Below are 11,067 nucleotides of genomic sequence, written 5' to 3' on the forward strand. Positions count from 1 at the left end.
GTATTACTTTTCGCGACGCGTACCTCGTCACTCGCTGCCAGGCCGGCAGGGTAACACTGGCACTGCATCCGCCGACTCAACGTTGCGGTTCATCCCGCGTCGTTTTGCCCCTGCCGGGCCAAAACCGGCGCCAGCGCCGGCGGCGAATAGGCCGGCCCCTTGAGTACCTTGCCGCGCTCGTCTTTCACCGGTTTGCCATCCGCACCCAGCTTGCTCATATTGCTGCGATGCACTTCCTCGCAGGTGGCGTTCAGGTCGATGCCGAAGGTATGCCCGGCTCCATACGTCACGTAATTGATATCGGTGAGCGCATCAGCCACTTCCACCAGGTCCACCCGGAAACCACTTAGCGACGCCAGTTGTTCTCTGGCAGCCGCCAGGGTAGCGAGGAACGCCTGCTGGTCTGAATCCGCTTGCTGGCAGGTCGCCTCGGCCAGCTCGTGAAACTCTTCCAGCAGCAGAGCCAGGCGCAAACGGATTGTGGCGTCATCGGGCACCACCGGTTGCGACTCCACCGGCAGGGAAAAGGCGCGGTGAAACTCGCCCACCCGGTGGAAATTGCTGGTTTGTTCAGGCTTTGCCATCGACTTCCTCCAGAAAGGCAATCATCTCACGGTTCACTTCTGCCGCCTGCTCCATCTGAATCCAGTGTCCGCATTGATCCAGCATCACCGTACGCAGGTCCGGGATGTAATCGGGCATACGTTGCAGCGCCTTCTGACTGAAGACGATGACCGGGTCCTGCATACCGCCGATAAACAGGGTGGGCATGGTCAGCTGCCAGTTGTCATCATCCCGGCTCTCCTCCCAGGAAGCATCCATGGACCGGTACCAATTGATCGGTCCGGTAAAGCCGCTGTGCTGGAAGCGCTCCACGTAATAGGCCAGATCTTCCTCGCGCATCCAGCGTGGTTGTTGTTCCGGGGTGGGCATGGATTGCAGGAACCCCGTGTCGTCCGGACGTACCCGGAAATCGGCAATGCCGTCAGCGGACAGACCATGGAAAATCTTGCGCAGACTGGTGGCCACATCTGCCTCCAGCTCCTGTTCCGGCAATTGCGGCTTCTGGAAGTAGAGCATGTAGAAGAAACGATCCTCGAACAGCCGCCGCATGGACTCGGTGGGTGCCTCCGGGGCCGGTCCGCCATAGGGCACCGACATACCCACCACGGCACGAACCCTCTGCGGATAGCGACGTGCCACCTGCCAGGTCAACGCACAGCCCCAGTCGTGACCAATGAGGATCGCTGAGTCATGACCCAGCGCCTTGATCAGCGCAACCACGTCCTCGACCAGCACACTCTGACGATAGGCATCCACGTCCGCCGGCCCCCCGGTGTAACCGTAACCCCGCAGGTCCGGGGCCACCGCGTGGTAACCGGATTGGGCCAATACGGGCAATTGGTAGCGCCAGGAAGCCCAACATTCCGGAAAACCGTGCAGGCACAATACCAACGGGTTTCCCGGCTCTCCGGCCTCGGCCACGAAAAAATCCAGACCATTGGCGGCAAGCTGCCGCTCACGTATAAATGCCATACTCTCTCTTCCCGATTGCTATTCAGCCAGTCAGTATTGACAACTACTTACCCGACACGACGAAAGTGCTATTGTTAGCATATCCGTTTGATCATTGTTGTGATTCAGCATACGCACAAAAAGAACAAGAACTCAGCATCGTCACGGCGGTCTCAGCTCCAAGCTGCCACGCAACCGGTCAACCGGCGCCGGGTCGACCTGTGAATTTGACAGCATGATCCACCGCTGACAAGCGCGTGCAGTGACCGTTTTGACTCGACCAGGGATGCATCGTGACCGAGCCGCAAGGACAAGCCCGCCCCACGAAGCCCAGCCGCATTGGCCAATGGCTGGCACCCTATGTGCCGGAATACTTCCCTGTGGCCTGGAAACTGGGCCTGTCGATTTCCCTGCTGATTTTGTGTGGCATGGCCATTCTTGGTTCCCTGCTTCTCAATAACCAACTCGACCGCATGCGCGAACAGGCGGACACCTTTGGTGAAGCCATTGCCTTGCAACTGGCCAATACAGCCCGTGAACCACTGCTGGCCGATGACAATTTTCTGCTCAAGGTTCAGCTCAATAACCTGACACGCAGTGACAGTGTGCGCGGCGCCGCCCTGTTCGACCGCAGTGGCAACCTGGTCGACAAGGCCGGCATCTTGCCGCTGGCAGCCAACCCACTGCAGGAAAGGATCAAGCACTGGGAACTGCAGGACGAGCCTGTCACCACCTACTACGCCACTGTGGATGTGAACGATTCGGTGGCCGGTTACACAGCCATCTCCCTGTCCGATCGGCCGATCATGGCTGCCAGGGAATCCGTACAAGACACCATGATCAACGCCACCCTGATCATGAGCGTGATCGCCATCATTGCTTCATTCCTGATTAGCCGTCGATTGGCTCGACCCATTCACGATCTGCTGGAGGCCACCAGCGCCATGCGCCGGGGAGACCTGAATTATCGGATTCAGGATCGTCGCAATGATGAGATCGGTGGTCTTATTGAGGCTTATAACACCATGGCCCACGGCATGCTGGAAAAGGACCAGGTGGAGCAGGTTCTGAAACGTTTCGTGAGCCCGTCGGTCGCGCACAACATGATGGCTGACCTGGATCAGGTACAACTGGGTGGCCGCGATGTCCAGGCCACCGTGGTATTCGCTGACATTGTCGGCTTTACCCGGTTATCGGAGACCCTGGCTCCGGATGCCATCGCCGAAATGCTGAATGTGTATTTCGATGCCATCACCACCGCGACCACCTTTTACCGTGGCACCATCGACAAATACATGGGCGACTGCGCCATGATCGTGTTCGGGGTGCCGGAGAAAGATGATGAGCATCTGTTTCACGGGCTGTGTTGTGCGGTCATGATTCAGCGGATGGTGGAAAGGCTGAACGAATTCCGCCGCGCCCGCGGCCACACTACCGTGGAATTCCGCATCGGCATCAATTCCGGCGCCATGCTGGCCGGTAACCTGGGCTCCCGGGAGCGAATGCAGTACACCGTGGTCGGAGACACCGTCAATCTGGCCTCACGGCTGTCCAATATGGCCGGCGGTAACGAAATCATTGCCGCCGCGCCGCTCCTGACCAACCCCAATATCGCCTCTCGGGTGCGAGCCACCGAGTACGGTGCCATGCGCATCCGCGGCAAGGCCGAACCGGTCAGCACCTTCCGCATCGATGGCGTTCACGCTTTGTCGGAGACCCTGATGGAGCAGCGTATCGCCCAATTCCTGGCAAAACTGAACACGGAGTCGCAACGTGCGTAAGGCCGGCCTGGTGATGGCAGCGCTGCTGGGCGGCTGCGCCAGCCTGGGCGACCCGCAGCAACAGGTCAGCGAGGCCCTGGCGGAGGATGATTACGCCCGTGCAGCCGCCATCATTGAACAGACCCATCCCGATCATGATCAATATGCTCTGCTGCAGGAACAGTATCCCGGCATCATTCTGGCCAGTAACCAGTACCGCCAGCGCCTGATCCTCGAGGCCGAGGCCATGAGCCGAAAACAACACTGGGAGCAGGCGCACAACCTGATTGCGGCGCATCGCGACAAGGTGGTAGACCCGTCGGCCCTGGGAGAACTGCTGGCCGCCCTGAGCAGCCTGGAGGAGCACCAGCTTAACCAACTGCTGGCCGAGCGTCGCCAGGCCCAGGCCAGCGCCCTGATGCAGAACGCTGACCTGACAGAGAAACTGAGCGGCTTCCATCTACCCAAAGCAAAGCAGGAACGCCAGCAACTGGCCGAGGAGCGGCGGTATGTGGTGGAGGATATGACCCGGCTTGGGGAATATTTCGCCCAGCGCCAGCAATGGCTCCTGGCCCGCAACCTGCTGAGTGCCGCTCACCGGCTGGCGCCGGAGCAGCCGCCGTCACCGCAACTGGCCAAGGCGCAACAGATTCTCAACGACGCCAGCAAGCGAGCCCGCGCCAGACACAATCGCGCCCTGCTCACCGAGGCGGATCAGCTGATGGCACGTTACCAGCGAAACGGGCAGCTTGACGCGTTACTCGCCGCTCGCCGCTTCCTCAATCAGCATCAGAACAATCCGGCACTGAGCGATCATCAAAAACGGCTTGAACAGTGGGCCCGGCGTCGCTTTAGCGAAGAGATGAATACCGGCGAAGCCCTGTATGCCCGCGGTCAGTATCGCGAGGCCTACAGAATCTGGACGCAGGTGGCCCCGCTATACCCGGATAACGAGGAACTGATCAAAAAACTGGAACGCAGTCGCCGGGTGCTGACCAACCTTCGCAACCTGCAAGACGACTAGCGAAGCAGGCCAGCGAACCGGGAGGCAATCACTCCCCCGGCAAGCCCATAAAAAAACGCGCCGTTATGGCGCGTTTTTTTGGCGGGTCTTTTACCGCAAGAGCATTACTGCGACTCGGATTCCTCGACCTCAGCCTCCTTGGCAGGGGCGTTTTGCTGGGCGTCATAGGCCTCGCGGAATTCCGGAGACACATTCTTGCGCCCTTCAAACACCTGCTCAAGACTCACCGGCAGGGGATCTCGCACCACTTGCTCCAGCTCTCCCTGATTGTTCAGCTCAAACTGCAGGGCAGTAATGCCCATGTACTTCTGGCGGGTCATGCTCAACAAACGCTCGTTATCCGGCAGGATAGTGGGTCGCAGGAAGACCATCAGATTGCTTTTTTCCCGCGAATTACTGGTAGAGCGAAACAGGATACCCAACAGCGGGATATCGCCCAGGATCGGCACCTTGCGTACCGTCTTGGTGATGTTGTCGCGAATCAGTCCGCCCAGAGCAATGGTTTCGCCGTCATCCGCCAGCACCGTACTTTCCAGCTTGCGAGTGGTCGTCACGATATCGGCCGCTTCGCCTACAGAGTCTTTGACCTGGGAATTTTCCTGCTCCAGCTCCAGACGAATGGTGGACAACCCGGCCACATGGGGAGTCACCTTCAGACTCAGCCCCACATCTTCCCGCTGGATGGTCTGAAAGGGGTTGGAGACACCGGAACCGGTGCTGGTGCTGGTGCCGGTGATAAAGGGAACATTCTCCCCCACCACAATAGAGGCTTCCTGATTATCCAGGGTCAGAATACTGGGTGTGGAAAGCAGGTTCACGTCGGTGGACGTGGACAGTGCCTGGATAAGCGCCCCCCACTTCAAATCCCCGTTGGAGTCCTGCTCCCCGAAGCCCATGGTAATCCCATCACCCAGGGCAAGGCCCGAGGGATCATCGGTCGCCAGGGCCTGAACAATGGAATTAATGGTCAGCCCGGCGTTGCCGAAGTTGATGGCACCCACGCCGCTTTCGTCACTACCGCCCACATACTGAAAACCCAGCGCCTTGCCGGTATCCCCGGACACTTCCACGATTGCCGCTTCGATAAGGATCTGTGCACGGCGCACATCCAGCTGACTGATCACCGACATGATTTCCTTCATCATCGCCGGCTCGGCGCGGATCACCAGGGCATTGAGCGACTTGTCCGCCTGAATGGAAACCTTGTCGCCGGTCATCGCGGCGGCAGCGGTCTTGCCATCCGCGCCCGGCTTGGCAGCGGAGGCCCCTTCAGCAAAGTTCTTGAGCAGCTCGGCCAGCGCCTCCGCATCGCCATGGCTCAGGCGGACCACCTGGACACCGCCTGTGGCACTGGCTGGGGTGTCCAGGTTACGAATCATTTGTGCCATGCGCTGGCGGGTAATGCGGTCCCCCTTGATGATAAGCCGATTGGTACGCTCATCCGCCACCACCGTAACGCCGCCATCCTTGGTCTTGCCACGCCGACCGCCGGTCTGCGGCGTGAGACTTTCCAGCATTTTTACCATGTCGCCGGCAAAGGCATGCTCCAGCTTGATGACCTGGACATCCTCGGACTCGGCATTGTCCAGGCTGGCGATGATCGCTTCCATGCGGCGGATATTATCGATGTGGTCGCTGATGATCAGCGCATTGGCCGATCCCACCGCCGCCAGATGGCCGTACTGGGGCACCAACGGGCGCAAGACCGGTACCAGCTCTTCCACAGGGGAGTTTTCCACCGGAATCACCCGGGTCACCAGCGCCTCACCTCCCGACTCGTTCTCGCCCACCAGCGGCAGATTGCTTTGTTTTGCGGTGGTATTGGGAACGATCTTGATGATGTCGCCGGATGGCACTGCCGCATAGCCATGGACTTGCAGCACGGACAAAAACAACTCGTAGACTTCGGAGGCCGACAACGCCTTGGTAGATACCACCGTGACATCCCGGGCCCGAACGCGGGGGTCGACGACAAAGTTCTTGCCGGTCATGTCGGCAATCTGGCTGATAAACGCCTGGATATCCGCATTACGGATATTCACTGTCCAGCTTTTGCCATCTTCACTGGCTGCAACCTGGGCCTGGACAGTCAACGCCGTTGCCGACAACAGCACCACAATCAGTGTTCGGAGTGCCGAGGCTTTGAAAAAGGACATCATAAAACCACTCACTATGGCGGATAATTCACGGTGAATTGCTGATCACCCCGCTGCACCACGATACTGGCCTGGCGGGTTTCCTGGAATGAGCGCAACGCAGCCATGTCACCTTCCTCAGTGCCCAGCGAATGGCCATTGACGGAAAGGATGACATCACTGCTTTGCAAGCCGACCTGACTGATCAATTGTTTGGGGGCACGCTTGCCCAACTGATAGCCCTGATTATCTCCCTGAGCCACCGGCTGCAGCCCCAACTGACCGATGATGGCCTTGCGCTGTACCCTCAGGTCTTCGTCGCTGCCTTCACTGACGGCCTGCTCCTCTGGCGGCGGCGACGCCGGCTCAGCCCGTGTGGGCTCAACCTGACTAACACCGCCCAGCGAGCTGTCGGACCAACGCAGGGTTTCCAGGCGTCCGGCCCGACGCAGAATGACCCGGTCCGGATACACCTCTTCCAGGCTGGCATTACCGGGAATACTGTCACCGATCCGGTACAACTCACCTTCCTTGCCCTTTTCGGCAATGATGGCTGAGGCTTTTTCGGTATCAGCGGTCTGGAATACACCCAGCAGCTCCAGGCGCAGGCGGGTTTCCGGTGCGTCGGTGGGCTTGTCTGACGGGGGGGCTGCGTCCTGCTGGAAGCTGCCGAACAATTGCCAGCTGTCTACCTGGGACTGACTCAGGCTGACCGTCTTGCCGGAGGAGGCAACCTGCAAACGGGTCTTGCTATTGGAAGGAATCGGCTCGTTGGGTCCGCACCACAACAGCCAGAAGGTCTGCGCCAGCACAAAAGCCAATATGATCACCAGCAAAACGGCAACCAACCAGCGCACCGGCTTGCCCCACTGCTGATACTGACCCCACGCTGCCCACTGCGACATAACTGTCCGCTCTTCCTTTATCGTTATTGCCGGACTGAAGATACCGGATTTCAAGGCAAATTATTGCAATATAGTGTTACTGAAACGAGGTTTTCCGCTTCTCAACCCTGCCCGCGTTTGAGCGAGAACGGTTGCGACATCTGGAAAACCACGTCATCCGGGCTTCCGCCCTGGCTCACCCCCAACAACAAGGGCCAGGCGCGCATCACTTCCAGATGAAAGCGGCCCTCATTGATCCGCGCCTGCACCAGGCGTTCGCCCTCGGGGTCTGTCACCTGCAGCGAAGGCACCTGGTCTTCCATGCTCAAACGGCCCTGTAGCGGCGGCACGTCGGCAGCGCCATTGCGCCCCCAGGTCACGGTGCCACCACTGTAATCCAGGGTGCCTTGAACGTGTTGAATGGCATCATCCGCGACCTGCAGCGACATCAGGACCGCATCCACCCGGCCATCCGCGCCCCCCTGGGGTACATGGTCCGCCACCAACGCCACCGGCAGGGACAGGCGCGCCTGCTCCACCTGCCAATCGCCCCAGTCAGCGCCAACCCAGGCCGTCAGGCTCGCCGGCTCCCCCGCATCACTTCGCAAGGACAGTTGCGTACCCGGGACCAGTCCGTGCCAATCCAGGGTCCAGTCCAGCGAGCCCTGCAATTGTTTCCAGCGCCACTGCGCCTGTCCCTGCCACCAGCGTCCACGGGGCTCAGACAGTGTCAGCACCGCCCCTCCCACACGCATGGCCGGCACTCGCTCCACCACCACGGCGGCGGGCATCCCCAGGACCAGAAAGACCAACAAGCTGACAACAAAGACCAGTGCCAGGGTCAAATTACGAGGCATGGCAGTTCTCAGAACGGGATATCGTCGTCGAAATCATCTGCCGGGCCACTGAACCCGCCTTGATTCTGGTTTGCGGCCGGGTTTTGCTGGGGAGCGGCATTCCCGCCACCGCCGTAATTATCGTTCTGGTAGCCGCCCTGGTTGCCCTGGGGGGCATAGCCGCCGCCCTGGCCACCGCCACCGTCGCCACGGCCGTCCAGCATCTGCATCTCGTTGGCCACGATTTCGGTAGTGTAGCGATCCTGGCCATCCTGGCCTTGCCATTTGCGGGTACGAATGGAGCCTTCGATATAGACCTTGGAGCCCTTCTTCAGGTACTCACCGGCAATCTCGCCCAGCTTGTTGAAAAACACCACCCGGTGCCATTCAGTGCGCTCTTGCATCTGGCCGCTTTGCTTGTCTTTCCAGGTTTCGCTGGTGGCCAAGCGAACATTGGTGACCGCGCCACCGCTGGGCATGAAACGGGTTTCCGGGTCTGCCCCCAGGTTACCAATCAGAATTACCTTGTTAACGCCGCGCGCCATGTTTCTCTCCGTGACTCTCAGGGTCAGTACTGTTGTAGCCGGCGATTCCCTGTCAGGTAAATCACCGGTTTCTCAAATGCATGTCAGATCAAGCCAAACATTGTGTCAGCTTTGCCCGGCGCCCGCGAGTCCCGCAAGCCGGGCTTCATCCAGTTGCCCGGCATCCACCTTCAGAAGCGCCAGGGCCTGCTCCTCGACGATCACGGTTTCCACCACACCGGGCACCGTTTGCAGATCACGAGCCAGTTTGTGCCAATCCTGGTCCGGCGCCAAGATCAACACCCGATTATCCAGCTTCGGCAGCTCTTGCAGCCCCGCCAGCACCACCAGCCAGACCGCGGCCAACGCCGCACAGCCGTAGAACACCGCCTCGGCACCGACCCACTGGTACAGCGCCCCACCCAGTTGCCCGCCGACAAAGACGCCCAGAAACTGGCTCGTAGAGTATACCCCCATGGCCGTGCCCCGGGTGCCCGCCGGCGCCGCCCGCCCCACCAGCGAGGGCAGCAGCGCTTCAAGCAGGTTAAAGGCTGCAAAGAACACCAACAGGGCCAACACAAAGTGCCACAGTTCGGCACCGGCCAGGGCCAACAGGATCTGGGATACCGCCAGCAACACCACGGCCAGCCGTTTCACCGGCACCGCACCACGCCTTTCGGCGCGGATGATCAGGGGCACCATGGCCACGAACCCGGCCACCAGCACGCCCAGGTAGATCAGGCTGTGGCTACGCAGCCCCAGCCCGAGCCGTTCGCTGAGCAGGGCCGGCACCACCACAAAAGAGGCCGTCATGATCAGGTGCAGGGTAAAAATCCCCACATCAAACCGCAGCAGCGTTTTACTGGAAAGCACCCGGCGGAAACGCACCCCCACCGGCAAGGCCTCCCCCTGTAACGCCTTTGGTGCCGGCACCACCATGGCCACAATCAGGGCGAAGCCCCCCATCACCGAGGTCATCCAGAACAGGCCGGAAAGACCCAGCCAGCTGGCCAGCAGCGGTCCGAGGATCAGCGCCAGCACAAAAGAGCCCCCCACGGACATGCCAATCAGCGCCATGGCCCGGGTACGATGCTTCTCGCTGACCACATCGCCAATCAGCGCCATGATCACACTGGCGATGGCCCCCGCCCCCTGCAGGGCGCGCCCGGCAATGACACCATGGATATGGTCACTCATGGCCGCCACCACGCCCCCGGCCACAAACAGCAGCAGGCCAATCAGTAACAGGGGGCGCCGCCCGAAACGGTCCGAGAGCATGCCGAAGGGTATCTGCAAAAGGGCCTGCATCAGGCCGTAGGCCCCGATGGCGGTGCCGATCAGCAGCGGTGTGGCGCCTTCCAGGGACTGCCCGTAGACCGCAAAAATCGGCAAAATCATGAACAGGCCAAACATCCGCAGCGCGAAGATGGTCGCCAGATAGCCGGTGGTTTTCAGCTCTGTCCGCTGCAAAAGACGGGAAGACGATGCCGACATGAACGCTTGTTGCTCCAGAAACGGGAGGCCGCAACCTCGCGACCGCTACAAAAAGGCGGGCAGTGTACCAGATTCCCCGTGGTGCCGGGCCAGGACACCGTGCACCACTTTGGCCCCTCAAATCGTGAAATCAGTAAAACCGGGCAATGGTAAATTGAACCCCGGTCAAAGCGGTGATAAATTCACGTGCTGATAAGTTTTTTTTCTTAGGCTTCGCCTGAGACATCATGGACGGCATCGATGAACAGCCAAGAACAAACCCAACAAGTTTACGTAGTCGGCAGCCAGCAACTACAAAATGCCCTGCTCACCGAATTTCTCGTCAAGGAAGATGTGGCGACCAAAAGCATTCCCTCCGTGGAAGGGGTTTCCGTGGAGACCCTGCGGGAATTCGACCAGAACCTGTTTCTGGTGGATTACCACAGCGTTGACGTGAACGAGGTCATCGCCCACCTGCTGGAAGCAGACCAGGAAGTGGAAAGCGACGTTTTGATCGCCCTGTTCAATGTGGACAGCGATGACTCTCTCTCTCGTCTTGCAGGCCTGCCCATGGTCAACGGCGGCTTCCAGCATGACTGCCCCCAGGCACTACTCAGCAAAGGCATCAAGGCCATTTTCGACGGCGAGCTGTGGTTCCCGCGCTCTGTGCTGCAGGCCTATCTGATGAAAAGCCGCACCTTCAACAAGACCTTCTCTCGCAGCGAGGTGAACCTCACTGATCGGGAAGTGGAAGTGCTGAAAGTGATGGCCACCGGCGCCAAGAACTCGGAAATCGCCACCAGCCTGAATCTGAGCCCGCACACCATCAAGACGCACATCTACAACATCTTCAAAAAGATCAACGCCTCCAACCGCCTGCAGGCGGTGAACTGGGCGCAAGAGAACCTCTAGGGCT

The 11,067-nt window shown here is 59.8% G+C and carries 10 protein-coding genes; 3 read left to right on the forward strand and 7 right to left on the reverse strand.

All coding sequences use genetic code 11. From position 1 onward, the window contains the following. Positions 1-89: 89 nt before the first annotated feature. Positions 90-584: a nucleoside triphosphate pyrophosphohydrolase family protein gene (locus A0251_RS14910; RefSeq protein WP_062817639.1), complete on the reverse strand. Its 495-nt coding sequence runs from the start codon at positions 582-584 to the stop codon at positions 90-92. After that, a complete protein-coding gene (locus A0251_RS14915) occupies positions 571-1,536 on the reverse strand; it encodes an alpha/beta fold hydrolase (protein WP_062817640.1) in 966 nt (321 codons plus the stop codon). Before A0251_RS14915 ends, A0251_RS14910 begins: the two co-directional genes overlap by 14 nt. A 272-nt stretch (positions 1,537-1,808) precedes the next feature. On the opposite strand from A0251_RS14915, the gene A0251_RS14920 reads away from it, so the two are divergent. Then, the gene (locus A0251_RS14920) at positions 1,809-3,296 is read left to right on the forward strand and encodes an adenylate/guanylate cyclase domain-containing protein (RefSeq protein ID WP_063509879.1); all 1,488 of its coding nucleotides are present in this window, start codon (positions 1,809-1,811) and stop codon (positions 3,294-3,296) included. Next, positions 3,289-4,299 (forward strand): hypothetical protein, encoded by a 1,011-nt coding sequence (locus A0251_RS14925; protein WP_231874258.1) that lies wholly within the window; start codon positions 3,289-3,291, stop codon positions 4,297-4,299. The genes A0251_RS14920 and A0251_RS14925 overlap by 8 nt, the downstream gene beginning before the upstream one ends. 104 nt (positions 4,300-4,403) lie before the next feature. On the opposite strand, the gene gspD is transcribed toward A0251_RS14925, so the two are convergent. From gspD to A0251_RS14950, 5 genes are all read right to left on the reverse strand, one after another. Then, positions 4,404-6,458 (reverse strand): type II secretion system secretin GspD, encoded by a 2,055-nt coding sequence (gspD, locus tag A0251_RS14930; protein WP_231874259.1) that lies wholly within the window; start codon positions 6,456-6,458, stop codon positions 4,404-4,406. 11 nt (positions 6,459-6,469) lie between these two features. Beyond that, positions 6,470-7,339: a type II secretion system protein N gene (locus tag A0251_RS14935; protein WP_062817641.1), complete on the reverse strand. Its 870-nt coding sequence runs from the start codon at positions 7,337-7,339 to the stop codon at positions 6,470-6,472. Positions 7,340-7,440: 101 nt separating this feature from the next. After that, entirely contained in the window at positions 7,441-8,175 is a 735-nt protein-coding gene (gene gspN / locus A0251_RS14940) for a type II secretion system protein N (RefSeq protein ID WP_062817642.1), read from the reverse strand. Positions 8,176-8,183: 8 nt separating this feature from the next. Then, a complete protein-coding gene (gene ssb, locus A0251_RS14945; RefSeq protein ID WP_062817643.1) occupies positions 8,184-8,699 on the reverse strand; it encodes a single-stranded DNA-binding protein in 516 nt (171 codons plus the stop codon). Positions 8,700-8,804: 105 nt separating this feature from the next. Then, positions 8,805-10,172: an MFS transporter gene (locus A0251_RS14950; protein ID WP_062817644.1), complete on the reverse strand. Its 1,368-nt coding sequence runs from the start codon at positions 10,170-10,172 to the stop codon at positions 8,805-8,807. Between the two features lie 240 nt (positions 10,173-10,412). Here A0251_RS14950 and A0251_RS14955 point away from each other — a divergent pair, with 240 nt between their 5' ends. Continuing rightward, positions 10,413-11,063, forward strand: a complete 651-nt coding sequence (locus tag A0251_RS14955) for a response regulator transcription factor (protein ID WP_062817645.1) — start codon at positions 10,413-10,415, stop codon at positions 11,061-11,063. Positions 11,064-11,067 lie beyond the last annotated feature (4 nt).

The organism is Alcanivorax sp. NBRC 102024, from assembly GCF_001602235.1.
Taxonomy (GTDB): Bacteria; Pseudomonadota; Gammaproteobacteria; order Pseudomonadales; family Alcanivoracaceae; genus Alcanivorax.